Here is a 25,435-nt window from a genome sequence, read left to right on the forward strand (position 1 = left end):
CAGCGCTCCAGGTCGAACCGGAGACGGCGGTGCACCGGCGCCAGCGGCGGGAACAGTGCGGCGGCCAGGGCGCCCGCGGCGGCGTAGAGGTGGTGGCGGTGCCGCAGGTGGGCGCGCTCGTGACGGAGCACCACCCCGAGCTGGTCCCGGCCGAGCAGCCGCAGCAGCCCCCGGGAGAGCACGACGCCGCCGCGCCGCCCCGGCACCGCCATGGCCATCGGCCGGTCGTCGTCGACCACGCCCGTGCCGTCGCCGTTCCGCCGGACCTCGCGCAGGCCGCGCCACCACCGCAGGCCCAGCCGCGCGGCGCCGACCGCTCCCACGGCGAGCAGTGCCAGGGCGAGCGCACCGACGGGTGCGGGGACGGGGCCGTGCTCCAGCAGCAGCCGCCCCCTCTCGGTGCCCGACACCGCGTCGGAGGGCAGCACCCCGGCGAGGAAGGCCCCGGCGAGCAGTCCGGCCGTGCTGACGGTGGTGAGGGCCGCGGACACGGCCAGCACCGCCAGCAGCCGCGCCGACCAGGCGGGGTGGATCGGGAGCGGGCGCCGCGCCAGGGCCAGGGAGGGCACCGCCATCAGGACGGCCGGGGCGAGGGTGTACCAGGTCATGGCTCCTCCGGCCGCCTCTCCCGGCCCTGCCGGGGCGGGGTGCGCGGGTCGTCCGCGCCGGAGGAGTCGTGCTCGGGGTCCTGCCCGAGGACCGCACGCAGCGCGGCGGCCTCCTCATCGCTGAGGCCGTGGACGAACTGGTTGAGGACGCCCGCGGGGTCGCTGGCCACCCGGAGGTGGTCGAACATGCGCTCGGCGGCGAGCCCGGACTCGTCGACGGTGAGGCGGTAGACGTAGGCCCGGCCGCGCTGGGAGCGCTCGACCATCTTCTTGTCGTGCAGGCGGAACAGCACGGTGTTGACCGTGGTGTAGGCCGGGGTGCCGTCGAGCCGCTCGCGCAGCTCGCCGGTGGACAGGAAACCGTCGGTCTCCGCCAGCACCGCCAGCACTTCGGCCTCCAGCTGTCCGAGCCTTCGTCGTGACATCGATCCCTCAAGCATCATCGGGTTGCGGCCCCAGCCCCCTCATTGTCGCCCACACGGCCGCGGGCCCCGGCGCGCGGGAGAGGACGGGTCAGGCCTTGAACCCGATGTGCAGGTGGTCCTCGTGCACGGTGTCGGTGAAGGCGGAGCCGTCGGGCGTGCTGAGCGCCCACGGGCCGCCGACCTCGGTGGCCCCCTTCTCCAGGGCGAGCTCCATCAGCGTGCGCACCGGCCCCTCCCCGCCTTCGAGCCGCTGGTCGGAGACCGTGGCGCCGTCGACCGCCCAGATGTCGACGGCGCGCCCCTCGGTGTGGTTGCTGACCGAGGAGCTGCCGAAGACGTTGTCGGGGTGCCCGGTGGCCAGCACGGCGACCGAGATCGGGGCCTCAGCCGCCAGGTCGAGCATCATCCGCAGTACGCGTTCGTCGATGCGCCCGGAGGTGATGTCCCCGCGCGCGCTGTCGGGCAGGGTGATCCGCTCTGAGGCGAGCACGTCGGCGGCGGCCCCGGATGCCGGAGAGGCGCCGCTCCCGCCGGGCGGGTCGCCGACGGAGGCGACCTCCTCGACCTCCCACGCGTCGCCGCCCCGGGCCAGGCGGAGGTCGACGACGCGGGTGGTGGACGTGAGGTCGGCACCGCCGAGCAGGCTCGTGCGGACCACGGCCATGATCGACGCGCGCTTCTCGGTCAACCCGCCCAACTGGGGATATACCACCTGGGCGGCCGCCGACGCGTCGGGGTCGAGCAGGGAGAGGCCGTCGGTGTCGGCGGCGTCGGCACCGTCGCCCGCCCCCGCCTCCCTGAGCCGTTCCCGGGCGGCGTCGGGGGTGCCCTCCCCCGGCCCGTAGTTGAGCACCGCCTCGAGGAAGCGCACGGCGGCCCGCTTCACGTCGGGCGCCGGTTCGCCCTCGGCGACGTGGTAGGGCCGGACCTCGGGCAGCGCGGGCGCGCTCGACGCCGAGGGCCCGTCGGGCCCGTCGGCGCTCGGGCCGTCGGCGTCGGAGGCGCAGGCGGCCAGCAGGGGGGCGGCGGCGAGGAGCGCGAGCAGGCGCCGCACCGAGTGGGGTCGGGACATGGGTCAGACGGTCCGTTCGAGAGAGATGCGGCCGGTGTCGAGCTCGGCCTCGGTGACGAATGCCTCGGCGGCGTGGCGGACCATGGCCACGCCTTCGCGCCATCGGTCCTCGATGCGCGGCCGGTGCGGGTCGAGGGCCTGGAGGAGCAGGAGCCCGATCTCGTCGACGCCGGCGGCGGCGGTGAGCGTGGAGCTTCCGGAGAAGCGCGGGTTGATCTCGAAGACGCGCGGCACGCCGTCGGGGCCGATGCGGAGCTGGACGTTGAACGGACCGTCTGCGCCGAGCGCGCGCGCCACCCGGGCGCAGGTCCGGGTGACGGCCTCGTTGCGACGGCTGATCGCGTAGCGGGAGGAACCGTCCTTGAGCACGACCTCTTTGGGGACGACGGCCTGTACGCGGCCGTCGCGCCACATCACGACGCTGACGGAGAACTCGGGGCCGTCCACGTACTCCTGGATGATCATGGCGCCCCGTTCCACGGGGGCCGCGGCCAGGGCCGCTTCGAGCTCCTCACGGGTGCGGACGACGGTGACCCCCCGGCTGCCCCGGCCGGTCCGGGGCTTGACGATCAGGGGGAGGTTCAGGTCCCCTGGGCCGAACCGCGCCAGGCGGGTGGGCGGAACCGGGATACCCGCCTTGTCCAGGGTCTCCATCAGCGCCAGTTTGTCGAGGCAGACGGAGACCATCCCGAGGCGCGGGAGCAGGACTTCAAGGCCGCACCCGCTCAGCTCCCAGGACGGGACGAGCTCCTCGTCGACCAGTGGCACGAGCGCCCGGACCGCCTCGGCGGAGCAGATACGGCGCAGTTCGGGGATGAAGTCGGGGCTCGTCCCGACGGGGACGACGTGGCCGCGGTCCGCCAGGTACAGCCCGGGGGCCCGGGGATCGGCGTCGATGGCGACGACCCGGAAGCCCTGCCGTCGCAGCCTGAGGATCTTTCCGGCGGTCCCCTCCGCGCCGGCGGCCGTCACCAGCACGCTCACCTGCTTGTCCAGCATGGGTGTCCCTTCCTCTCAGCTCGGCGGGCGGGCCCGGGGCCGACCCGGCCGGGGGGTGCCGGGCCGCCCGCGGGCGGCGCCGGGCCGCGCGGTGGCCGTGTCCCGGACGGGGGCGAGGGGGGCGCCTCCCCGTCCGGACTCCCCCTACTATTACACATGTAGTAGATTGGTGCGCATGCCGTCCCCAGCCCCTTCGGAGACACCGGCGGTGTCGCTGCGCGCCATGGAGCTCGACGACGTGCCCGCCGTCGTGCGCCTGCACCGGGCCAACCTGCCCAGCGGGTTCTTCGTCGAACTCGGCGACCGCTTCCTCGGCCGGTACTACCGCTCGTTCCTCACCAGCCCCGCCGCCGTGGCACTCGTCGCCGAGAGCGGCGCCGCCGCGGGTTTCCTGGTCGGCAGCACCGACGCGGCGGCCCACCACCGCCACCTCATGCGGTTCAGCCGCTGGGACCTGGCCCGCGCGGGGCTGGCCTCGCTGCTGGTGCGGCCCGAGCTGACGGCGCGGTTCATGCGCACCCGGGCCCGGCGCTACCTGCGGGGCATGCGCCGCTCCCCCGCGCCGGGCCCCGCCGACGGCACGGCCGAGGGCGGGGCGCCCGCACGCACCGGAGTACTCAGCCACATCGCCGTCGACAGCGGACTGCGCCGCACCGGGGTCGGCGCGGTCCTGGTGGACGGGTTCACCGGCATCGCGCGGGTGCACGGCGTGGAACGGCTGCGCCTGTACACCGGGCACGGCAACGAGGCGGCCCAGCACTTCTACCGGCGCCTCGGATGGGAGGAGCGGGAGGTGCGGCACGACATCGACGGCATGCCGTGGACGCCGTTCATCCTCGACCCGTGACGGGCGGCGGGGCCGGCCGCGCACAGGACCGGCGCGGTCAGCGGAACTCGTGCACGACGTCGATCCCGCCGACGATGTGCGCGTTGAACGCGTCGAGCTCTTCGGCCGGGACCCAGAGTTCGAGGATGGTCCGTCCCCCGGCCTGCCGGACGGGGTAGCGCTCCAGGAACGCCGAGTCGACCTCGAAGCGCGTCACGAACCCCGCCCCGTCGTGGCGGACGTTCCAGTCCCTGGCGATCCTGACCGCGTAGTCCTCGTTCAGCACGGGGTAGAAGATGGGCTGCTCCGGAAGCCGGGGCGGCCAGGCCCGCCAGTTCAGGTCCCGGACCAGATCCAGCTCGACCGGGCCCGTCGGACGCCACAGAGTCGTCGTCGCCCGCCCGGCCGAGGGGCCGGATGCGGTGTCGGGGGTCGGGCCGGTCATGAGTACGCTCCGTTCTGTCGCCGAACCCCGCCATGATGGCGGACATGGACTCAGAGAACACCCCTATTTCGCCCTCCTCCGAGGACGGGCCCGGCCCCGGAAACCACGATGGCCTCCCCGTCAACGTCACGACGGAGGGCGGAGGCACCGAAGTCCGCCCGACCGCCGACCGCCTGGCGAGGCTGGTCGGGTTCGTCGGCGCCCCGTCGTGCCGATGGATCACCGTCTCCCCCGCCGATGCCCCGGACGCGGGCGTCTTCATCCAGGCATGGCGGGTGGGCGACGGTGACTACGACGTCGAGACCGGGGACGGCACTCCAAGCATGATCGTGTCCCGGCCGGTGCCGCGCGAGGAGATCGTCGACGCCTTCGTCGGTTGGGCGACGCGCCTGGCGGACTCCGGGAACGCGACCGGGGAGCGGGCGGCGCCCGAGCCCGATGCCGAGGTGCTGGAGGACGCCGAGGAGTTCGCGCGGCTGCTGGTCTGCCGCGGAGAGGCCCGGTTCGAAGAGGCGGTCCGGGAGGTCGCCGAGCACGTCGGCGACCGGCTTCCGGCGGCACGCGCCCGGCGGATCGTCCAGGACGTCTGGGAGGGGATCCTCCGCGACCAGGAAACCGCCACCGGGCCGACCGACTGCGACCGCCTGGACGAGGTCTTCGCGGAGCTGCGCATGAACGGAATCGAGGCCCTGCAGGACTATTCCTGCTGCCAGAGCTGCGCCCTGGACGGGATCGCCCCGAGCGCGGACAGGGACCGCGGCTTCGTCTTCTACCACGGCCAGGACACCGACCGGGCGATCGGCGGCGGCGGGCTGATGCTGTCGTACGGGGCGTTCGGGGGCGACAACGAGGCCACCGCCGCGATCGGCCGCGAGGTGGTCGGGCTGATCGAACAAGCCGGCCTCACCGCCCACTGGGACGGCGACCCCGGAAAGCGGATCGAGATCTCCCCCATGGAGTGGCGCCAGCCCCTGCCCCGGTAGCGGCCGAAGGACGAACGGAGGGGCGCCCCCGGCGCACAGGCGCGGCGGCGGGCCGCCGCACCAGCTTGGCAGTTTCCCGTTGGAACGTGTCCGTCATGCCACTGGGCCTGCGCTGCGGTGGGGCAATAGCTTTCAGGACGCACCGGCCGTCGCCGGTTTCCACCGTTCCTGAAGGAGTGTCGATGCGCCCCTGTACAGCCGTGCCCGCCGCCGGACCGCCGACGGTGCGACGGCCCCTCGCCCCGTTCCCCGGCTCGGATCCGGGGTGCTGACCGTGGCCAAGCTCTTCCTCTCGTTGCACGTCGTCGCCGCGATCATCGCCATCGGCCCGGTCACCGTCGCCGCCAGCATGTTCCCTCCGGCCCTGCGGCGGGCCCACGCCTCCGAATCCCCGCGCGAAGGCCTCGGCACCCTGCGGCTGCTGCACCGAATCTGCCGCGTCTACGCCTATGTCGGCATCGCCGTCCCGGTCTTCGGGTTCGCCACCGCGAGCGCGCTGGGGGTGCTCGGCGACATGTGGCTGACCGTGTCGATCGTGCTGACCGCCGCGGCCGCGGCCGTTCTGGCCCTGGCGATCCTCCCCGGCCAGGCCGGGGAGGTCGCGGCGCTGGACGGCGGGGAGGCCGGGGGCGGCTCCGTTCCTCCCGGCCGCCTCGCCATGCTCACCGGGGTGTTCAACCTGCTGTGGGTGGTGGTCACGGTCCTGATGATCGTTCGGCCGGGCTCCACCACCGGGGCGTGACCATGAACCCCACGGCCCTGCGCATCGGTGCGCACATCGAGTTCGCCTCCCTGCTGATCATGCTGGCCAACCTGGCCACGGTCCACGACGAGACGGTGTCGTCGCTGATGGGCCCGGTGCACGGCTGCGCCTACCTCTTCGTGGTCGTCGGGGTGTGGGCCTTCGGCCGTACCGGCACGGCGGCCCGGGTCCTCGCCCTCGTCCCCGGCATCGGCGGCCTGTTGACGGTGCGCCGCACCATGCAGGCTCTGAAGCGACCGCGCCCGGTGAAGGAGCCTCAGCATTCCCCTGTCCGGCGGGGTCAGGACGTGCGGGAAGGCTGATCCGCGTCCCCACCGCCGTCCTCGCCGCCCCAGAGGACACGCTCGCCTCCCCCTCCCCGGATGAACGCGACGGCGTCCATGCCGTCGAGCCCGTCGATCGGGATGTAGCGCGGGTCCTTCAGGTCGCTCCGAGCCTGGAGGACCCGTCCGTCCGTGCCCGCCCCGCGCAGCGCGTCCGCCGGGAAGAGCGCCCCTTCCCGCGCGCGCGGGCCACCGGAGGCGAGCGCCTGTGAGAGCACCCCTTGCAGGCTGCCGGGGTCGCCTTCGGCGGCGTCGGTCCCCTCCGCCTCGGCCGTGTCCGAGGCGATGACGACGTACCGGTCCTTCAGCTCGGGGGCGATGAGGGCGCCCGCGCACCACCACCGCACGGCCATGCCGCCCATGTCCATCGCGGTCCGCCGCTTCCAGAGATGGGCGTTGTGCGCGAACACCAGGGTCGGCCCGCGCTCCGCCTCCGCGGAGGCGACGGCCCTCAGGTTCGCGGCCATCATCGCGTCGCGCAGGCCCCCCAGCGCCGCGAGCCGCTCGGCCATCGGCGCCGTCCACGCCATGGCCGAGTGGTAGCGGAGCAGCCCGAGGCTGGTGCGGATGAGCAGGTGCGCGTCCCTGTAGGCGGCGTCGGATGACGCCTCACGGAGTGTCGGGGCCTCCGCCTCCATGAGGGCGAGGAGGTCGTCGGCGATGGCCCGCAGGGCGCGCGCGGCATCGGTGTCGCCCACCGACTGCGCGGCGTCCATCATCGCCGCTTCGGCGGCCCAGACGGCGTCGTACCCGAGGAGCCCGTCGATCCTCTCCGCCGTGTGCCGGACACGCGCCTGCCCCAGGTGCTCGACCAGATACCCGTGCGCCCCCATCAGCGCGGCACGCGGGCTGGGGGCGGACATCATCTCCATGGGGCCGTCGAAGCCGTAGAACCGGACCCGGTCGGCAGGGGCCCGGTCGGCGTTGTACTCCCTCAGCCAGGCCACCAGGGCGCGGTTGGAGGGCAGCGCGCCGAATTCATGGCTGAAGCCGCGCTCCATGACCTCGTCCACATCGCCTTCGCCGCCGGTGATGAAGGCGTCGACGATGCGGCCCGCCAGACCGTCGATCTCGATGGCGACCGAGCGGAAGCCCCGGTACCGCACCAGGTGCTCGATGATGCGGTTGCGCAGAAGCGGGAACGCTTCGACCCCATGGGTGGGCTCACCGAGGCCGAGCAGGGCCGGTGCGCTGTCGAGCGTGTCGAGGTAGCGGGCGACGGCCTCTCCGGCCGTTCCCGCGCCCTCTCCGAAACCGAATCCTTCTCCGTCCCTACCAGCGAACATCGCGGGACCGCCCCTTCTCCTCAGGTGTTCCGCGCACACGGCCGCCGTCCGCGCCCTGTGTGCGGCGAGTTCGCTTCGACCGTATCCTTGAAGGGTCGGTTGAGACTTTGACACGATTTCTCGCCCGGAACCCACCAGAACCTTCAACCGGAGGACCATGCCGACCCGCTCCGCGGCACTCCGCCCGGCCGACCTCGCGGGCGAGCACGGGCTGTCCGCCCAGGCCGTGCGCAACTACGAGGAGCAGGGCATCCTGCCGCCCGCCGAGCGCGGAGCGAACGGGTACCGGCGGTACGGCCCGGTGCACGCCCAGGCCCTGAGGACGTTCCTGGCCCTGCGGCGGGGCGTGGGGCACCGGACGGCGGCCGAGGTCCTGAACGCAGCGAACCGGGGCGCTCAGGAGGCGGTGTTCCGGATCATCGACCGGGCGCACGCGGCCCTGCTGCGGGAGAGGGAGACCCTGGACGAGGTGGCCGCCGCCCTGGAGGCGCTGCTCGCGTCCCCGCCCCGGCCGCCGCACCGTGCGGGCGGGGGCGCATCCGCGCCCGGCACCGGGGAGCCGCTGACCGTGGGGGCGCTGGCCCACCAGGTCGGACTCCACCCGGCGACACTGCGCACGTGGGAACGCGCGGGCATCCTGCACCCCGAACGCGACCGGGCGACCGGGTACAGGGTGTACACCGCCGAGTCGGTCCGCGACGCCCACGCGGCACGGGAACTGCGCCGGGGCGGCTTCCCGCTGGCGAGGATCAGGGATTTCCTGGACCACCTGCGAGGCGCGGGCGACCCGTCGGACCTGGAGGCGACCCTCGACGAATGGAGGGCGAGGATCAACGCCCGGAGCAGGGCGATGCTGTCAGGCGCCCGCGAGTTGGAGAGCTATCTCGATGCCACCGCCGAGGCAGAGGCCCTCCCACCAGCGAACCGGGCACCGTCCATGACAACGGGCCCCGCCTTCGAAAGCAGCCCCGATAGGGCATAGCGCACGTGCACTCCCCCTGGATCCCGGGTGTCCACAAGGGCGCTTCGATACACATCGGATACCGAACCGGTGACAAGGAGGACCCCCGATGAACGGCTCGTTCGCCGCAGACAGCGCCCCGGTCGTCCGTGTGCCGGAGAAGACGCCAGAGGCCCTGAGGATCGCTGTCATCCGACTCGCCCCGGACGCCCTGTCGAAGTTCGACGCCCACTGGGCGGAGACGGCCGACAGGATGCGCGATGAACGGAGCCTCCTCCCCGGTCGACAGTTCATCGAGCGCTGGTGGACATGGGTGGCCGTGGCCAGACACCCGGCACGCCTCGCCCGACTGCGCAGATGTGAGCACATCATGGCCCACAGTGAGGACCGGACACGGCGCCGTGAGGCCGCGGCCGAGGTGTCCCGGATCCTCGCTGAAGCGGCCGCCCAGGTTCTCTAGGCCGGGCTCCGGGCCCCGGCGGTCGGTCAGGAGTCCACGATCTCGGCGAAGTCGAGCGGCATCGGGGCGACGCGCAGCAGGAGCGGCAACGGATCGGGCAGGGCCATCCGCTGGTGGACCGTGAAGTCGGGGAAGTAGGTCAGCGTCTTGTTCCGGCGCCCCGTGACCGCGATGTCGGCCAGGGGGCGGCCGTCCGGTCCGGTGACCGTGCACCCTTCCCAGGTGTTCTTCGGGCCGTTGATGCCGAACGCGGCCGTCTCGCGCCCATAGGCGTCGTGCACGGCGAAGCGGCGCGACACACCGAACCTTTCGGTGAGGGTGACGGTGCCGATCAGGGCGCCCGCGGCGGTGCTCACCGACGTCCGGGACTCCACACGGGTGCGCTCCTCGTGAAGGTGGAGCGTCTCGCCGTGCGGGGATTCCACCACCACGCTCCGGGAGTTGGCCATCGTGCGCATGAACGAGCGGACGAACCGCTTGCCCGCCGATTCGCCGAGATCCTCACGGGCCCGGGCCAGGACCGTGCCGTCGGTGGAGCGCAATTCGTACTCCAGCCCTCCGAACAACTCCTCCGATTTGTCGACCGAGCCGATGACCAGGGGGTTTGCGTTCACGATGGGGACCATGCGGGGCCTCCATGACGGGGCGGAGTACGGGGGATCCCGGCGGGAGCACACATCCGACGCACCACGCCCGCCCCCGGTTCCCCCACCGGGTCCACGGCCGCGGGGAGGGGGACGGGCCCCGCCCGGGGGGGGGCGGGGCCTGCCGTCCGCTCAGCCCTTCACGGCTCCGCTCGTCAGCCCCTCGACGATGAAGCGCTGCAGGTACCAGAACACCGCCAGCACCGGGACCGCCAGCAGCAGCGTCCCCGCCGCGAACATGCCGAAGTTGCTGTCCCTCTGGTCGGCGACCATCGCCGCCAGCCCCAGCGCCACCGTCTGGGAGTCGGGGTCGCGCAGGAACACGCTCGCCATGATGAACTCGTTCACCGTCGCGATGAACACCAGCAGCCCGACGATCGCCAGCACCGGTGTCACCAGCGGCACCAGGATCCGGAAGAACATCTGGGCGTGCGTGGCCCCGTCCACCCGGGCGGCCTCGTCGAGTTCGACCGGCAGGGTGTCGAAGAAGCCCTTCATCAGCCACGTGTTGATGCTCAGCGCCCCGCCCATGTAGACGAGCAGCAGCCCCCAGTGGGTGTCGAACCCGACCTCCGGCCGAAGGTCGGTGACGGCCGAGAACATCAGGTAGATCGCCACGATCGCCAGGAACTGCGGGAACATCTGGATGATCAGCAGCCCGTACAGCCCGGCCCGGCGTCCCCGGAAGCGGAAGCGGCTGAACACGTACGCCGCGAGCGCCGACAGGAACACCGTCGCCGCCGCGTTGGAGACCGCCAGCACCAGCGAGTTCAGGTACCAGCGGGGGAAGCGGGTCTCGGTGAGCAGCTGCGCGAAGTTGCCCGTGCTGACCCCCGTCGGCACCAGCTGCGCGCTGCTGAGCGTGCCCAGCGGGTTCAGCGCCGCCGACACCACGAACAGCACCGGGAAGACCGCGAACACGGTCATCGCCAGCAGGAACAGGTGCCGCCACAGGTGGCCGAAGGTGCGGCGGGGCGCCCGTCGCCGCGTCGGCCGCTGCACCGTCGTCGACTGCGCCATCAGCGGTTCACCTCTTCCAGCGCCGCGCTCCTGCGCAGGCTGAGATAGGAGATCAGGGTGACGATGAGGAAGATGAACACCGAGATCGCCGCGGCGTAGCCGTACTGGGCGCTCTGCCCGCCGAACGCCAGCCGGTAGGTGTAGGTGATCAGCAGGTCCGTCGTCCCCGCCATGGGGCTGTCCGCCGGGAACGGCCCTCCCTCAGTCGTCAGCCAGATCGCGTTGAAGTTGTTGAAGTTGAACGCGAACGTCGCGATGAGCACCGGCGCCATCGCCACCATCAGCAGGGGGAGCGTGACGTTGCGGAACGCCTGCCAGGCCCCGGCCCCGTCGATGCGCGCCGCCTGGACCAGCTCCCGGGGGATGGCCTGCAGCGCCCCTGTGGCGATGAGGAACATGTACGGGAACCCGAGCCAGATGTTGATGGTCAGCGCCGCCGCGCGCGCGGTGGACGTGCCGCCCAGCCAGTCCACGTCCGTGCCGAGCATCCGGTTGATGAGCCCGAAGTCGGCGTTGAACATGTCCCGCCACAGCAGCATCATCGCGAACGCGGGCATGGCGTAGGGCAGCACCAGCAGCAGCCGGTACACGGTCCTGCCGCGCAGCGGCCGGCGGGTGTGCATCGCCAGCGCCACGGACAGGCCGAGCACGAACACCCCGAAGGTGGTCCCGGCCGCGAACACCACGTTCCATCCCAGGATGGAGAAGAACGAGGAGGCGATGCCGGGGTCGGCCACCACGCGCGCGTAGTTGTCCGCGCCGACGCCGACCCGCCACCCCTGGGAGAGGCGTCGGCCGTCCTCGCTGTAGAACGCCCCGCGCTCGTCGTCGGCGGTGTACACCTCGCCGGTGGAGGTGTCGGTGATGCAGTCGCACCCGGCGTCGTAGACCCGCGTCGCCCGGCCCTCGTAGGCGGCCGACAGCCCGCTGGCGCGGATGCCGGTGCCCTCCTCGGCGGGCACCGCCATCTCCGAGATCTCCTCGCTGCGCTCGCCCGCCTCGGCGGCCGTGAGCAGCGTGTACCCGTCCGCCTCGGTGACCTTTCCGGTGGGTCCGGTGCTCGCGTCCGGCACCGGCTCCAGGCCGTCGGCGTCTCCGGCGAGGACCCGGCCGTCGTCGCCGGTCAGCAGGAAGACCAGGTCGCCCGTGTCGGCGTCGCCGCGCGCCGCGAGGGTGAGCACGTAGTCGCCCGCCCCTTCGCCCTGGGCCACCGACGCCGCCTCGATCTGCGCGATCGCCTGCTCCTTGGTGCCCCGGTGGCCGTCGCCGTAGTTGGTCACCGAGGTGCCGACGGTGTACAGCACCGGCACCACCTGGAAGGCGGCCAGCAGCAGGAGGCCGGGCAGCAGGTACTTGGCGGGGATGTGCCGCTTGGACAGGTAGATCCACAGGACCAGGGCGGTGACCGCCGCCACGACGGCGAGCCCGATCCAGTTCCCGGCCTCCGCCAGCGGGACCGCGGCCCACACCGCGATCCCCGCCGACACGGCCAGCAGTGCCGCCTTGACCAGGTGCCCGGCGATACCGCCGCGCGGGGCCAGGCGCGCTCCGGGGAGGGGGGCGGGCGCCTTCGGCGCGCCCGCCCCGCCGCTCTGCCTCGCCACCGGATCAGCCGATCTGCTCGGAGATGGCCTGCTCGGCGGAGGCCACGGCGTCGGCGGGGTCCTCACCGCCGATGACGGCCGCCTGGGCCTTGCCGAACGGGTCCCAGACCGCGCTCATCTCCGGGATGGCGGGCATGGGCTCGGCCTGCTCGGCGGCCTCCATCATCGCCGCCAGGTCGGGGTCGTCGGCCTCGGCGGCCTCGAAGACCTCCCGCAGCGCGGGCGGGCGCGGGTCGGCCTCGTACAGCGCGGTCGCCAGCTCGGGCTGGGCCACGTTGTTGACGATGAACTCCTCGGCCAGCACCTTGTTCTCGCCGCCGGAGGCGACGAAGAAGCTCTGCACGCCCAGGAAGGGCCGCGCCTCGTCCATGCCCTCGAAACCGGGGACCGGCGAGATCGCGTAGTCGACGCCCGCGTCCTTGATCCCGGCCAGGGACCAGGGGCCGGTGACGAAGTAGGGGGTCTCGCCGCGCTCGAAGAGGGCGCCCACGTTGTCGCCGTCGATGGACCGCTTGAGCGCGCCGTCGCCGTCCTCGCCCAGCTCGGCGACCTTCTCCATGGCCTCGACCGAGGCGTCGGTGCCCACGCCCAGGTCGGAGGGGTCGGGGTCGCCCTCGTCGTCGGTGCCGAACAGGGAGCCGCCCGCGGAGCTGTAGAAGGGCTGCAGGTGGAAGGGGTCGCCGGTCTGGCTGACCTGGAGGCCGAGGATCTCGTCGACCTCGCCGTCCTCCTTGAGGGCGGTGCCGGTCGCGACCATCTCCTCGACGGTGGCGGGCGCCTCGGGGGCCAGCTCGGTGTTGCGGACCAGCATGAGGGACTCCATGGCGTAGGGCACGCCGTAGAGCTGGCCCTGGTAGGTGACCGCGTCGACGGCGCCCTCGTCGAACCGCTCCCGGACGTCCCCGGGGAGCTGTACGGGGTCGATGGAGCCGTTCTGCACCAGGTTGCCGATCCAGTCGTGGGCGCCGACGAGGATGTCGGGGCCGGATCCGGCCTCGTGGGCGGTGACGAAGTCGCCCTGGATGTCGTCGACGGGCAGCGACTGCACCTCGACCCGGACCCCGTTGGCCTCGCCGAACTCCTCGGCGAAGGGGGCCAGGACGTCGGTGCGCTCGGGGTCGGCCCAGATGACCAGGCTGCCTGCGGCGTCGTCGGCGGGCTCGCCGGAGCCGGAGCAGGCCGTCGCCGCGAGGGCGAGGACGGCGGCTCCGGCGAGAGCGCGCGGTGTGGCGGTTCTCGGTCTCATCGGGGGTTCTCCTCGTCTCGGCCGCTTCCGCGGGGCAGCGGCGGTCGGGGGTGGCGGACGGCGGGGGCGCCGATCGGCGGGGGCGGGGCCGCTTCGCTGTGACGCTCCCTACCTTCCGCAAGCCTTGCAAGAAATTGCAGGTATTTTCCATCACAATCCGGAAACATCCCCGAAATCCTGCCGTGGTCTTGCGTTCTCCGTTCCACCGACGGCCGGGCCGCACCCTGGACCTTCGGGCACGCCGACGAGGGAGGCGGCACCCGCCGCCCCCCTCCACGGGCCCTTTCCCTCTGCGGGGCCCGCCCGCTAGGCCCCGGCCTGCGGCACGAACCAGACCGCGGTGTCCGGCGGGAGTACCGCGGCCCCGTCCCGGTGCTCGACGTCGCCGCCGGTCAGCAGCACCTCGCCGATGCCGTCCAGCTCGGCCGGGGCCCCCGACATGTTCACCGCGCAGGCGAAGCGCTCCCCGCGGCGGAACCGCAGCACGCCCCGGGCCGCGGGCTCCCACTCCAGCCCGTACTCACCGGGGGACTCGGCCACCACGCCGCGCCGCAGCCGCAGCGCCTCGGTGTACAGCGCCAGCACCGACCCCGGGTCCGCGTGCTGCGCCTCCCGGCTCAGGCCCGCCCACTCCGGCGGGACCGGAAGCCACGGCTCGCTGCCGTCCGGACCGAAGCCGTAGGGGGCCCGGTCCCCCTCCCAGGGCAGCGGCACCCTGCAGCCGTCGCGGCCGCGCTCGGTGCGCCCGGACCGCTCCCAGGTCGGGTCCTGCAGCGCCTCCTCGGGCAGGTCCGTCACCTCGGGCAGCCCCAGCTCCTCCCCCTGGTACAGGTAGGCCGAGCCGGGCAGGGCCAGGGTGAGCATCGCGGCCGCCCGCGCGCGCTTGAGCCCGCCCTCGGGCCCGCCGAAGCGCGTGCGGTGGCGCGTCACGTCATGGTTGGACAGCACCCACGTGGTGGGCGCCCCGACCCTCCCGTTGGCCTCCAGGGTCGCGTCGACGACCCGCGCCACCTCCTGCGGGTCCCACCCCGCGCCCAGGTACTCGAAGTTGAAGGCCTGGTGCAGCTCGTCGGGGCGCACGTAGCGCGCCACCCGCTCGGAGTCCTCCACCCACGCCTCGGCCACGAGCGCGCGCTCGCCGGGGTAGGCGTCGACGATCCGCCGCCAGTCGCGGTAGATCCCGTGCACCCCGTCCTGATCGAAGTAGGGCAGCCGGGTGGAGCCGTCCAGCAGGTCGGGCTTGGCGTCGTCGTCGATGTCGGGCAGCGCGGGGTCCTTGACCATCCCGTGCGCGACGTCGATGCGGAACCCGTCCACGCCCCGGTCCAGCCAGAACCGGAGTACGTCCTCGAACTCGGCGCGCACCTCGGGGTTGGTCCAGTCCAGGTCGGGCTGTTCCGGGGCGAAGAGGTGCAGGTACCACTCGTCGGGCGTGCCGTCGGGGCGCTTCAGGCGCGTCCAGGCCGGGCCGCCGAAGATGGACCGCCAGTTGTTCGGCGGCCGTTCGCCGTCGGCGCCCTTGCCGGGGCGGAAGATGTAGCGCGCGCGCTCGGGCGAGCCCGGGCCGGCCGCCACGGCCTCGGCGAACCAGCGGTGCTCCGAGGAGGTGTGGTTGGGGACGACGTCGATGATCACGCGGAGCCCCAGGCCGTGGGCGGCCCCGAGCATGGCGTCGAAGTCCTCCAGCGTGCCGAAGCGCGGGTCGACGTCGCGGTAGTCGGCCACGTCGTAGCCCCCGTCGGCCAGCGGGGAGACGTAGAACGGGGTCAGCCACACGGCGTCCACGCCCAGCGCCGCCAGCTCGGGCAGGCGCTGCCGGACTCCGCGCAGGTCGCCGTCGCCGTCGCCGTCGGAGTCGGCGAAGCTGCGGACGTAGATCTGGTAGATGGCGGCGTCGCGCCACCAGTCGGCGCGGGCGCCGGGGCCCTCCTCCGGCACACGGAGGGCCTGGGACATAGGGGACTGCGGCATGCGGGGGTACCTCCACGATCACCCGGGGGTTCCTGAGCTCTGCAAGAGCTTGCGCAATATTACCCAAATCTTGCGGAGGACTGCCGAGAATTCTGCATTAGAGTGCTGCCCATGGCTCCACGACTGACCGACATCGCCCGGCACGCGGGCGTCAGTGAGGCGACCGTGTCCCGCGTGCTCAACGACAAGCCGGGGGTGGGAGCCGAGACCCGGCGGGCGGTGCTGACCGCGCTGGACGTGCTGGGCTACGAGCGCCCCGCGCGGCTGCGCAGGCGGTCGGCCGGGCTGGTCGGCATGGTCGTGCCCGAGCTGGACAACCCGGTCTTCCCGATGTTCGCCCAAGAGGTGGAGAAGGTCCTCGGCCAGCACGGGTACACGCCCGTGCTGGGCACCCAGACGCCCGGCGGAAACACCGAGGACGAGTACGTGGAGATGCTGCTGGAGCGCAACGTCTCCGGCATCATCTTCGTGTCCGGGCTGCACGCCGACACCACCGCCGACCACGACCGCTACCGCCGCCTGACCACCCAGGGCCTGCCGATCGTGCTGGTCAACGGGTACGCCGAGGACGTTCCGGCGGCCTTCGTCTCCTGCGACGAGCACGAGGCCGCCCGGCTGGCCGTGGACCACCTGGCCACCCTCGGCCACACCCGCATCGGCTTCGCCAGCGGCCCCGAGCGCTTCGTCCCGGTGCAGCGGCGCCGGGAGGGCTACCGCGCGGCCATGCTGCGGCACGGGCTCGACCCCGAGCACCTGGTGACGCTGGCCCAGTACGGCGTCGAGGGCGGGTACGCGGCGGCCGTGCGGCTGCTGCGCGAGGGGGCCACCGCCCTGGTCTGCGGCTCGGACCTGATGGCCCTGGGGGCGATCCGCGCGGCCCGCCAGCGCGGGCTGTCGGTGCCGCGGGACTTCTCCGCCGTCGGCTTCGACGACTCCCAGCTCATCGCGTTCACCGACCCGCCGCTGACCACGGTCCGCCAGCCGGTCAAGGCCATGGCGCACGCGTCGGTGCGCAGCCTGACCGACGCCGTCAACGGGCACCCCGTCTCCCACGACGAGTACCTGTTCGACCCCGAGCTGGTCGTGCGCGCCCCGACCGCGGTGCCCCCGGGAACGGGGCCCGCCCGCGCGGCGGCGGCCGCCGCCGGGGCCCCGNNNCGCCGGACCGGTGCGGGAACCGGCGGGCGGGGCGACTACTTCTTCTTCGCGTCGTCCTTGGCCTCCGAGCCGGTGGACAGCGCGGAGATGAACGCCTCCTGGGGGACCTCGACGCGGCCCACCATCTTCATGCGCTTCTTGCCCTCCTTCTGCTTCTCCAGCAGCTTGCGCTTACGGCTGATGTCGCCGCCGTAGCACTTGGAGAGCACATCCTTGCGGATCGCACGGATGTTCTCGCGGGCGATCACCCGGGAGCCGATGGCCGCCTGCACCGGAATCTCGTACTGCTGCCGCGGGATCAGCTCGCGCAGCTTCTTGGTCATCTCGGTGCCGTAGGCGTAGGCGTGGTCGCGGTGCACGATGGCCGAGAAGGCGTCGACCGTCTCGCCCTGGAGCAGGATGTCGACCTTGACCAGGTCGGAGGCCTGCTCGCCGGAGGGCTCGTAGTCCAGGGACGCGTACCCCTTCGTGCGGGACTTGAGCTGGTCGAAGAAGTCGAAGACGATCTCGGCCAGCGGCAGGGTGTAGCGCATCTCCACCCGGTCCTCGGACAGGTAGTCCATGCCGAGCAGGTTGCCGCGCCGCCCCTGGCACAGCTCCATGATGGCGCCCACGTAGTCCGACGGCGAGAGCAGCGTGACCTTGACGATGGGCTCGTGGACCGAGTCGATCTTGCCCTCGGGGAACTCGCTGGGGTTGGTCACCGTGTGCTCGGTGCCGTCCTCCATGACCACCCGGTAGACCACGTTGGGCGCGGTCGAGATGAGCGCCAGGTCGAACTCGCGCTCCAGGCGCGCGCGGGTGATCTCCAGGTGCAGCAGCCCCAGGAAGCCGCAGCGGAAGCCGAAGCCCAGCGCGACCGAGGTCTCCGGCTCGAACGCCAGCGCCGCGTCGTTGAGCTGGAGCTTCTCCAGGGCGTCGCGGAGCACCGGGTAGTCGGTGCCCTCGATCGGGTAGAGCCCCGAGAACACCATCGGCTTGGCCTCTTGGTAGCCGGGGAGCATCTCGGTGGCGCCGTTGGCCGCCGAGGTGATGGTGTCGCCGACCTTGGACTGGCGGACGTCCTTCACGCCGGTGATGATGTAGCCGACCTCGCCCACGCCCAGGCTCGCGACCTTGGTGGGCTCGGGCGAGATGACGCCGACCTCCAGCATCTCGTGGGTGGCGCGGGTGGACATCATCTCGATGCGCTCGCGGGTGCTCAGCTCCCCGTCCACGACCCGCACGTAGGTGACCACGCCGCGGTAGGTGTCGTAGACCGAGTCGAAGATCATCGCGCGCGCGGGGGCGTCGGCCCGGCCCTCCGGGGACGGGATCTGCCGCACCAGCTCGTTGAGCAGCTCCTCGACACCGTCGCCGGTCTTGGCGCTGACCTTGAGCACGTCGGAGGGCTCGCAGCCGATGATCCCGGCCAGCTCCTCGGCGTACTTCTCCGGCTGGGCGGCCGGGAGGTCGATCTTGTTCAGCACCGGGATGATCGCGAGGTCGTGCTCCAAGGCCATGTACAGGTTGGCCAGGGTCTGCGCCTCGATCCCCTGCGCGGCGTCGACCAGCAGGATCGCGCCCTCGCAGGCGGCCAGCGAACGGGAGACCTCGTAGCTGAAGTCGACGTGCCCGGGGGTGTCGATCAGGTTCAGCACGTAGGTGGTGTCGTCGATCGCGGTAAAGGGCAGGCGCACGGCCTGCGACTTGATGGTGATGCCGCGCTCGCGCTCGATGTCCATGCGGTCGAGGTACTGGGCGCGCATCTGGCGGTCCTCGACGATGCCGCTGAGCTGGAGCATACGGTCGGCCAGCGTCGACTTGCCATGGTCGATGTGCGCGATGATGCAGAAGTTGCGGATCAGCGCGGGATCGGTCCGATTCGGCTGTGCCACCGTGCTCCGTTCGCCTTCGTCGTCGGTCGTGCGTGGTCGCTCGCGGGGGTGCGCGCACGGGCGCGTGAGCGGCCGTGCTGCGCGGGTACCGCCCTCCATGGTCCCATGTCCACCGGCGGCCGGGGCCGCGGCGGGCCTCCGGGCGGTACGGGCGGGCCGTGTCCCCGGGCGTACGGGTCACAGGCTATGCGACGGCGGGAGAACGGGGGACATTCGGTGAAGTGGCTGCTGAAGCGCGTCGCGGCGGGTGTGGCCGCGCTACTGGTCGTCGTGGTGGCGGCCGGGGCGCTGCTGGGCATGCGGTTCTCCGGCGACAAGGCGGACTGGGCGGCGGGGGCGGGCGGGGACGCCGCCTGGCTGTCCGGGGAGTGGCTGACCGGGGAGCGCGGGTCCGGCGACCGCGACGCGCTCAAGGCCCGCGTGGAGCGGGCGGGCATCGGCGAGCTGTACGTGCTCGCCGGGACGATCGGTGCGGACGGCACGGTCGAGGGCGCCGGCGGGTCCGAGGAGGCGGCGGACTTCCTGGCGTGGGCCGACGAGGAGCTGCCCGAGGTGCGGGTGCTGGCGTGGCTGCGCCACCGGGCCGACGGGTCGTCCCTGGTCGAGGACCGCTTCGACGAGGAGGGGCGGGACGAGCTGTCGGCCGCCGCGGGGAGCGCGGCCGAGGCCGGGTTCGCGGGCGTGCACCTGGACGTGGCGCCGGTGTCGGTGAACGATCCCTCCTACCCGGCGCTGCTGGAGTCGGTCCGGGAGGAGATCGGGGACGAGGCGGTGCTGTCGGTCCAGGCGCTCCCGGTGGAGCTGGTGCCGGGGCTGCGGGTGCCCTACTTCGCCGTCGACAGGGGCGAGCGGTACTGGTCCAAGGGGTACCTGCGGCGCGTCGCCGAGCACGCGGACGTCGTGGTCGTCCCGGGGCACGGTTCGGGGATGCCCGTCGGGTCGATGTACGGCGGCTACATGGTGCGCCAGGTCGAGGAGGCTGCGGAGGCCCTGGACGACGAGAGGACCGAGGACACGGCGGTGCGCTTCGGCATCCCGGCCTACGAGGGCGAGGAGTGGGGCCCTGAGAGCGGGAGCGAGGACGCCGCCACGGCGTTGGAGGCCGTGCGGATCGGCATGACTAAGGCGGGCGCGTCGCGGATGCGCGACCGGGACGTCGGGGTGGCGCTGTACCTGCTCGAAACGGCCTCGGACGAGGAGTGGGACGCCTACGTCTCCGAGTGGGTGGAGCCTTCCAGCTGAGGGGCCGGGCACCGCTCCGGCCCGACGCGGCTCCGGCGTGACGTGTCCCCCGCCCGGCGCGGCGGAAGCACTCCCTCCGCGGATGCATAATGGAGGTCCGTGTCTCGGACGTTCCACGTTCGATTGAGCCCTTCGGTCTCGTATACCCGGTGCCGGTCCACGTCCGGCCCGCCGCGGAACGGCTGCCCGCGGTAAGGGCCGCGCGCCAGGATCCACCACCCGAAATTTCACTGGAGCACGTTTTCGCATGGCGAACATCAAGTCGCAGAAGAAGCGCATCCGGCAGAACGAGAAGGCTCGTCTGCGCAACCGCGCGGCCAAGTCGTCCCTGAAGACGGCCATCCGCCGGTTCCGCGACGCCGCCGAGGCCGGGAACGTGGAGCAGGCCGTCGTCCTGCAGCGCGCCGCCGCCCGCCAGCTCGACAAGGCGAGCAGCAAGGGCATCATCCACAAGAACCAGGCCGCGAACCGCAAGAGCGCCATCGCCAAGCGCCTGGAGCAGCTCCAGAAGTAGGCAGGGCGCCCGGCTCGCACCGGGCGCGCAGGCGGGCCGTCCCCGACACGGGGGCGGCCCGCTTCGTCGTGTCCGCGGTCGTGTCCGCGCCTGTCCCCGCCCCCTCCGGCCCGGCGCCCCGCCGTGCCCGTCAGACCCGGGACGCGGGGCGGCTCCTGATCTAGCGTGGTCGTCGTGGACGGTGTCGACTACGCAGCGCTCCGGCTGGCCCTCTGGGAGGACCCGGGGCCGCGGGGCGAGGTGACCGCGTGGGTGGAGGGCCGGATCGCCGAGCGCGGCGGCGCCCTGCTTCCGGTGCCCCCGCGGGTGCGGGTGCGGCCCTGGTCGACCACGGCCCGGTTCGCCACCTCGCTGGGCACGGTCTGGTTCAAGGCGGGGGCGCCGGGCGCCGACTTCGAGGCGGCCCTGGCCGGGGCGCTGCACGCGTGGGCGCCGGGGCGGGTGCTCACCCCCGTCGCCGTTGACGCCAAGCGCGGGTGGGCGCTGCTGCCCGACGGCGGGCCGCCGCTGGTGGACCTGCTGGGGCGCCCGCACGACCTGGGGCTGTGGGAGTCGGTCCTGCGGGCCTACGCCCAGCTGCAGCGGGTACTGGCGCCGCGGGTGCGGGACATGCTCGCCCTGGGCGTGCCCGACCTGCGTCCGCGGCGGCTGGGGACGCTGCTGGAGGAGATGCTGGCCGACCGGGGCGTGTCCGCGCGCCTGGGGCGGGAGCGCGAGGGGGTGGAGGTGTTCCGCCCGGAGTTCGAGCGGATGCGGGCGCGGCTGGCGGCGTCGCCGGTGCCGATGACGCTGGACCACTCCGACCTGAACATGGGCAACGTGTTCCTGCTGGAGGGCGGGTACCGGTTCATGGACTGGGGGGACGCGTCGGTCGGGCACCCGTTCACCAGCCTGCTGGTGCCGCTGCGCTTCGCCGCCGCCGAGTACGGTGCCACCCCGGCGGAGCTGGAGCGGCTGCGCGACGCCTACCTGGAGCCGTGGAGCGACCGGGGGTCGATGGCCGAGCTGCGCGAGGAGGCCCAGGCGGCGCTCCGGCTGGGCCCGGTTTCGCGGGCGATGGCCTGGGGGCGGGTGTTCCCCGAGCTGCGCCCCCAGGTCGAGCGGGCACGCGACGCGAGCATGGCGGCGTGGCTGAGGACGCTGGCCACCGGCGAGCTCGGCGTCCCGTTCCGCGACGGCTGAGCGGGCGCCCCGCGCTCCGCCCGACCCCGCGGACCCGGGGCTCGGGGCCGGACGGGACGGTGGGGACCGTGCCGGAGCCGGAGGGCACATGGGCGCGATCGGCAGCGGGGCCCGTCCGAGTTCTCCACAGCGCACCGATCGGTCCGCCGATCGGCGTCGGCGCGCACCAGGCTGGCCTCATGTCCCCGTTCCGCGGCAGAGGCCGCCACACCGAAGCGCACAGCACGACGGCCGACCGCCTCCGTTCGGCCACGGGCGCCGGGCCCGTCCGCTCCGGATCCGGGCACACGGACCGCGCGGGGTCCGAGCCCGGTGACGCCGCCCCGACCGCCCCACCTGCGGCGACGGAGCGGCCGGGCGGTCCGGTCGAACACGGCCGCTCCCCCGGCCCGCAGGAGGAGGGGCCGCCCGGCGCTCCCCCTGCCGCCTCCGAGTTCGCGCCCGACGACCCCGATGCCCCGGAGGCGGACCTCCCGGCACCGCCGTACGCCCTCGACATCGGCGCCGCCTCCCCTTCCGGCCGGCCCCGGCGCCGCCCGCCCCCGCGCCCGGTGCGGCCGGTGGGCGAGGAGGAGCCCCTGCCGCGCGGATACACCGAGGCGACGGCGGCGTCGCTCCGGCCGTCGCTGTCGGAGCTGGTGGCCGAACGGCTCCAGTTGAGCGCGCCGGACGGACGCGCCCGGGTGGGACGGGCCGGGCTCGGCGGGCTGCTGCTCGTCTGCGTGGCGGCGGTGGCGGCGACGGCGTGGTTCACGCTCGGAGGGCCGCCCGCGAACGACCCGGCGCCCCGCCTGCAGGCGGATTCGGCGTCGGCCCCGTCCCAGCCGTCCTCGGCGGCGATGCCGTCCCCCGATCCCGCTCCGCCGGGCCCTGCGGGCGCGCCGCCGCAGGCCCCGCCGGGGGAGGTGACCGTGCATGTGGGCGGGGAGGTGAAGGAGCCGGGGCTGGTGACCCTGCCCGCCGGGTCCCGCGTGGCCGACGCGATCGAGGAGGCGGGCGGGGTGGCGGACGGCGCCGACACCGGAACCCTGAACCTGGCGCGCCCGCTGGCCGACGGCGAACAGATCCTGGTCGGCGAGGAGTACGAGCAGCCGCCGCCCTCCGCCCCCGGAGCGGCCCCGCCGGACGGCGGGAAGGGGGCGCTCATCGACCTGAACACGGCGACTCAGGAGCAGTTGCAGACACTGCCGGGGGTGGGGCCGGTACTGGCGGAACGGATCATCGCCTTCCGGACCGAACACGGGGGCTTCAAGGCGGTGGAGCAGCTGCAGGACGTATCGGGGATCGGAGAGAAGCGCTATGCGGAACTGAAAGACCTGGTCCACGTGGCAGGCCCCGCACCATGACCCCGGCGCGCAGGAAACCGCCCGGCTCTAGCCGTCGCCGCCAAGCACACCGACCACGCACACGCCCGGTGGCCGACAGCGCTACAGAACGGGCCGGCGCCCTTCGTCATCGCCGCCCACCACCCCACACCCCGCCGACCCGCCACCCGGCCGAGGCCCGCAAGCGGGGCACCTACTGCGCCGCCCCCCACCCCTCGGACGGCTCGCCCCCTCCCCCATGTCCTCACTCCGCCGTCCCCGGCCGCTCGTCCACTCCACTCCGCCGGGGACGGGCTCCTGAATCCGGAGGTGCACCGTGCGGTCGTCTTTGCTCTTCGGGACGGACGTGCCCGATTCCGAAGACGAGTACGGCGGGGGTGTCCGCGCCTTCGACCTGCGGCTCGTCGGGCCCGCGGTCGGGGCCTGGGTGACGGCCGCACTCCTCATCGGCGGGGCCGCAGTCGTCGCCGCCTGGGTCGCGTCGCTCCTTCTCCCGCTCACCGTCGGCGCGGTCCTCCAGGCCTACCGACGGCCCGCCCCCTGGAAGCCCGCGCTCGCGGCCCTGCTCGCGTGCTGTGCCGCGGCGGCCGTCGCCTGCTCCGGGCGGCTCGCCTTCCTCGAAGCCTCGCCCGTCACCGCCCTCGCGGCGCGGGAGGCCGCCGCCGATCTGGAGGTCGTGCTGTCCGAACCCCCGCGCCCCAAAGCCGGGGCCCACACCGGGACCGAGTCGCGCTCGGCCGGAGAGCGGCACACCGTGGCCGCCACGACGGCCGCCGTGACCGTCCCGGCCCGCCCCGGCGGCGACAGCCGCCTCCCCACCCGCGTCCCGGTCGTCGTGGTCGCCTCCGGTCCCGGCTGGGGCGGCCTCCTCCCCGGACAGCGCCTCCGCCTGACCGGCACGCTCGTCCCCGCCGACGGCGGCGGCCGCGCCCGGGCGCTGCTGCTGGTCCGGGGGCCGCCGCACGAGGTCCGGCCGCCACCGGGGGCCCAGGCCTGGGCCGGGCGGGTCCGCGCCCGCCTGCACGCCGCCTCCGCCGGTCTGCCCTCCCCCGCCGACGCCCTCCTGCCCGCCTTCGTGGCCGGGGACGCCGCACGCGTCCCCGCCTCCGTCCGCGAGGAGTTCCGCGCCTCCGGGATGACCCACCTGATGGTGGTCTCCGGGACCCACCTGGCCGTCCTCACCGGCGCCGCCCTCGCGGCGGCCCGGTGGGCGCGACTGCCGCCGTGGGCCGCCGCTGCCGCCGCCGCCTGCCTCATCGCCGCCATGGTCCTGGTCGCCGGGCCCCGCCCCAGTGTGCTGCGCGCCGCCCTGATGGCCCTGATCGCGCTGGCCGCCCTCGCCGCCGGGCGCCCCCGCGGCGGGCTGGCCGCCCTGTCGGCGGCGGTGCTGGCGCTGGTCCTGTTCGATCCCGACCTGGCCCGCGCCTACGGCTTCGCCCTGTCGGTCCTGGCCACCGGCGGCATCATGGTGCTCGCCCCCGGCTGGAGCCGCGCCCTGCGCGCCCGCGTCCCCCTCGCGCCGCGCTGGGCCGCCGACGCGGCCGCCGTCGCCCTCGCCTCCCAGCTCGCCTGCCTGCCCGTACTGGTCCTGCTCACCCCCGAGATCGGGTGGGTCGCGGTGCCCGCGAACACCGTCGCCACACCGCTGGTCCCCATCGCCATGGCGGGCGGCTTCGCCACCGCGGTCGCCGCACAGGCCCTGCCCGCGGCCGCCCCCGTGCTCGCCTGGGTCCCCGGGGCCGCCGTTCTCGGCATCGCCGCGATCGCCCGGACCGCCTCCGACCTGCACCACGCCGCGCCGCCCCTGACGGCGCCGCCCTGGCGGGGCGACGCCGCGGGCGCACTGGCCCTGGCCGTGCTCGTGGCCGCCGTCCTGGTGCTGCGCGGCCGCGCCCGTACGGCCTTCCTGGCGGGCCTGACGGCGGCGTCCGTCTCGGTCGCGGCGACCACCTGCGCCCTGAAGGACTGGCCCCCGCGGGGCTGGGCCCTGGCCGCCTGCGACGTCGGCCAGGGCGATGCGCTGGCCCTGGCCACCGGGGGCGGGCAGGCCGTCCTGGTCGACACCGGCGAGCAGGGCTCCGGTGTCGACCGCTGCCTGCGCGACCTGGGCGTGGACCGGCTGTCGCTGCTCGTGCTCACCCACGGCCACTCCGATCACGCGGGCGACACCGTCGGCGCCCTCAGGGGCCGCACCGCGCACGCCGCCCTTGCGCCCGGCGGGTTCGCGAGCTCCCCCGGCGCCGAGCACCTGCGCGCGGAGGGCATCCCCCTGCACGCCGCCGAAGCGGGCCAGACGTGGACGGCGGGCCCATGGACGCTGACCGTGCTCTGGCCCGAACGAGGGCCGGACGGAGGCGCCGAGGACTCGGAGAACGACCGCAGCGTGGTCCTGCACGCACGGTGGACCCCGCCTCCCGGTATCGATGCCCTTCCCATGACGGCCCTCCTCACCGGCGACATCGAGGAGCCCGTGCAGCGCGCGCTCATGCACGGGGAAGGCG

22 protein-coding genes and 2 pseudogenes are annotated in these 25,435 nt (G+C 73.8%); 12 read left to right on the plus strand and 12 right to left on the minus strand.

Translation table 11 applies throughout. The annotated features are described in order from the left end of the window. The 4 genes from D476_RS0117435 to D476_RS0117450 form a co-directional block, all read right to left on the minus strand. A partial coding sequence (locus tag D476_RS0117435; protein WP_017625216.1) for a M48 family metalloprotease occupies positions 1-608 on the minus strand: 608 nt, incomplete at its 3' end. Further along, a complete protein-coding gene (locus D476_RS33630) occupies positions 605-1,033 on the minus strand; it encodes a BlaI/MecI/CopY family transcriptional regulator (RefSeq protein ID WP_051061775.1) in 429 nt (142 codons plus the stop codon). The genes D476_RS33630 and D476_RS0117435, both read right to left, overlap by 4 nt. A gap of 88 nt (positions 1,034-1,121) precedes the next feature. Beyond that, a complete protein-coding gene (locus D476_RS0117445; protein ID WP_017625218.1) occupies positions 1,122-2,105 on the minus strand; it encodes a hypothetical protein in 984 nt (327 codons plus the stop codon). Positions 2,106-2,108: 3 nt separating this feature from the next. After that, positions 2,109-3,104, minus strand: coding sequence for an ATP-grasp domain-containing protein (locus D476_RS0117450; RefSeq protein WP_017625219.1), 996 nt, complete (start codon positions 3,102-3,104; stop codon positions 2,109-2,111). A 175-nt stretch (positions 3,105-3,279) separates the two neighbouring features. On the opposite strand from D476_RS0117450, the gene D476_RS0117455 reads away from it, so the two are divergent. Beyond that, positions 3,280-3,951 carry a GNAT family N-acetyltransferase gene (locus D476_RS0117455; protein ID WP_239648739.1) on the plus strand — a complete coding sequence of 224 codons (672 nt, stop codon included), beginning with the start codon at positions 3,280-3,282 and terminating at the stop codon, positions 3,949-3,951. A 37-nt stretch (positions 3,952-3,988) separates the two neighbouring features. Here the strand turns inward: D476_RS0117455 and D476_RS0117460 are convergent, their stop codons facing one another. Then, entirely contained in the window at positions 3,989-4,375 is a 387-nt protein-coding gene (locus D476_RS0117460; protein WP_017625221.1) for a hypothetical protein, read from the minus strand. 44 nt (positions 4,376-4,419) lie between these two features. Between D476_RS0117460 and D476_RS35685 the strand changes: the two genes are divergently transcribed. The 3 genes from D476_RS35685 to D476_RS33640 all read left to right on the plus strand — a co-directional run bounded on the left by D476_RS35685 (position 4,420) and on the right by D476_RS33640 (position 6,423). Next, on the plus strand, positions 4,420-5,358 hold the full coding sequence (locus D476_RS35685) for a DUF6891 domain-containing protein (RefSeq protein ID WP_152529375.1): 939 nt from the start codon (positions 4,420-4,422) through the stop codon (positions 5,356-5,358). A gap of 274 nt (positions 5,359-5,632) precedes the next feature. Continuing rightward, positions 5,633-6,100: a membrane protein gene (locus D476_RS0117470; protein WP_026123599.1), complete on the plus strand. Its 468-nt coding sequence runs from the start codon at positions 5,633-5,635 to the stop codon at positions 6,098-6,100. Between the two features lie 2 nt (positions 6,101-6,102). Continuing rightward, positions 6,103-6,423 (plus strand): hypothetical protein, encoded by a 321-nt coding sequence (locus tag D476_RS33640; protein WP_051061776.1) that lies wholly within the window; start codon positions 6,103-6,105, stop codon positions 6,421-6,423. Here the strand turns inward: D476_RS33640 and D476_RS0117480 are convergent. After that, positions 6,402-7,730 (minus strand): erythromycin esterase family protein, encoded by a 1,329-nt coding sequence (locus tag D476_RS0117480; RefSeq protein ID WP_017625225.1) that lies wholly within the window; start codon positions 7,728-7,730, stop codon positions 6,402-6,404. The two genes, D476_RS33640 and D476_RS0117480, sit on opposite strands and share 22 nt — an antisense overlap. A 157-nt stretch (positions 7,731-7,887) precedes the next feature. Here D476_RS0117480 and D476_RS33645 point away from each other — a divergent pair, with 157 nt between their 5' ends. Together D476_RS33645 and D476_RS0117490 are read left to right on the plus strand one after the other, a co-directional pair. Next, a complete protein-coding gene (locus D476_RS33645) occupies positions 7,888-8,712 on the plus strand; it encodes a MerR family transcriptional regulator (RefSeq protein WP_017625226.1) in 825 nt (274 codons plus the stop codon). Between the two features lie 88 nt (positions 8,713-8,800). Continuing rightward, the gene (locus D476_RS0117490; RefSeq protein ID WP_017625227.1) at positions 8,801-9,151 is read left to right on the plus strand and encodes a DUF6247 family protein; all 351 of its coding nucleotides are present in this window, start codon (positions 8,801-8,803) and stop codon (positions 9,149-9,151) included. A gap of 26 nt (positions 9,152-9,177) precedes the next feature. Here the strand turns inward: D476_RS0117490 and D476_RS0117495 are convergent, their stop codons facing one another. The 5 genes from D476_RS0117495 to D476_RS0117515 form a co-directional block, all read right to left on the minus strand. After that, positions 9,178-9,765 (minus strand): hypothetical protein, encoded by a 588-nt coding sequence (locus D476_RS0117495; RefSeq protein ID WP_239648740.1) that lies wholly within the window; start codon positions 9,763-9,765, stop codon positions 9,178-9,180. Positions 9,766-9,927: 162 nt separating this feature from the next. Continuing rightward, entirely contained in the window at positions 9,928-10,815 is an 888-nt protein-coding gene (locus D476_RS0117500) for a sugar ABC transporter permease (protein ID WP_017625229.1), read from the minus strand. Beyond that, positions 10,815-12,419 (minus strand): ABC transporter permease subunit, encoded by a 1,605-nt coding sequence (locus D476_RS0117505; RefSeq protein ID WP_017625230.1) that lies wholly within the window; start codon positions 12,417-12,419, stop codon positions 10,815-10,817. The genes D476_RS0117500 and D476_RS0117505 overlap by 1 nt, the downstream gene beginning before the upstream one ends. A 4-nt stretch (positions 12,420-12,423) precedes the next feature. After that, on the minus strand, positions 12,424-13,665 hold the full coding sequence (locus tag D476_RS0117510) for a sugar ABC transporter substrate-binding protein (protein ID WP_017625231.1): 1,242 nt from the start codon (positions 13,663-13,665) through the stop codon (positions 12,424-12,426). 306 nt (positions 13,666-13,971) lie between these two features. Then, positions 13,972-15,636 (minus strand): glycoside hydrolase family 13 protein, encoded by a 1,665-nt coding sequence (locus tag D476_RS0117515; RefSeq protein ID WP_051061777.1) that lies wholly within the window; start codon positions 15,634-15,636, stop codon positions 13,972-13,974. Between the two features lie 111 nt (positions 15,637-15,747). On the opposite strand from D476_RS0117515, the pseudogene D476_RS36450 reads away from it, so the two are divergent. Next, positions 15,748-16,791, plus strand: a pseudogene (locus tag D476_RS36450) (LacI family DNA-binding transcriptional regulator); the annotation flags it as partial. A 38-nt stretch (positions 16,792-16,829) separates the two neighbouring features. Here the strand turns inward: D476_RS36450 and lepA are convergent. Further along, entirely contained in the window at positions 16,830-18,671 is a 1,842-nt protein-coding gene (gene lepA / locus D476_RS0117525; RefSeq protein WP_017625236.1) for a translation elongation factor 4, read from the minus strand. 216 nt (positions 18,672-18,887) lie between these two features. Here lepA and D476_RS0117530 point away from each other — a divergent pair, with 216 nt between their 5' ends. The 5 genes and pseudogenes from D476_RS0117530 to D476_RS39120 form a co-directional block, all read left to right on the plus strand. Next, positions 18,888-19,913, plus strand: coding sequence for a hypothetical protein (locus tag D476_RS0117530; protein ID WP_017625237.1), 1,026 nt, complete (start codon positions 18,888-18,890; stop codon positions 19,911-19,913). Between the two features lie 247 nt (positions 19,914-20,160). Beyond that, positions 20,161-20,427 (plus strand): 30S ribosomal protein S20, encoded by a 267-nt coding sequence (gene rpsT / locus D476_RS0117535; RefSeq protein WP_017625238.1) that lies wholly within the window; start codon positions 20,161-20,163, stop codon positions 20,425-20,427. Between the two features lie 174 nt (positions 20,428-20,601). Then, positions 20,602-21,609 carry a phosphotransferase gene (locus D476_RS0117540; protein WP_239648741.1) on the plus strand — a complete coding sequence of 336 codons (1,008 nt, stop codon included), beginning with the start codon at positions 20,602-20,604 and terminating at the stop codon, positions 21,607-21,609. Positions 21,610-21,788: 179 nt separating this feature from the next. Then, entirely contained in the window at positions 21,789-22,955 is a 1,167-nt protein-coding gene (locus D476_RS0117545; protein WP_017625240.1) for a helix-hairpin-helix domain-containing protein, read from the plus strand. Positions 22,956-24,009: 1,054 nt separating this feature from the next. Next, a pseudogene (locus D476_RS39120) lies at positions 24,010-25,344 on the plus strand (ComEC/Rec2 family competence protein); the annotation flags it as partial. Between the last annotated feature and the right edge of the window lie 91 nt (positions 25,345-25,435).

It is taken from the genome of Nocardiopsis chromatogenes YIM 90109 (assembly GCF_000341185.1).
Lineage (GTDB): Bacteria > Actinomycetota > Actinomycetes > Streptosporangiales > Streptosporangiaceae > Nocardiopsis_A > Nocardiopsis_A chromatogenes.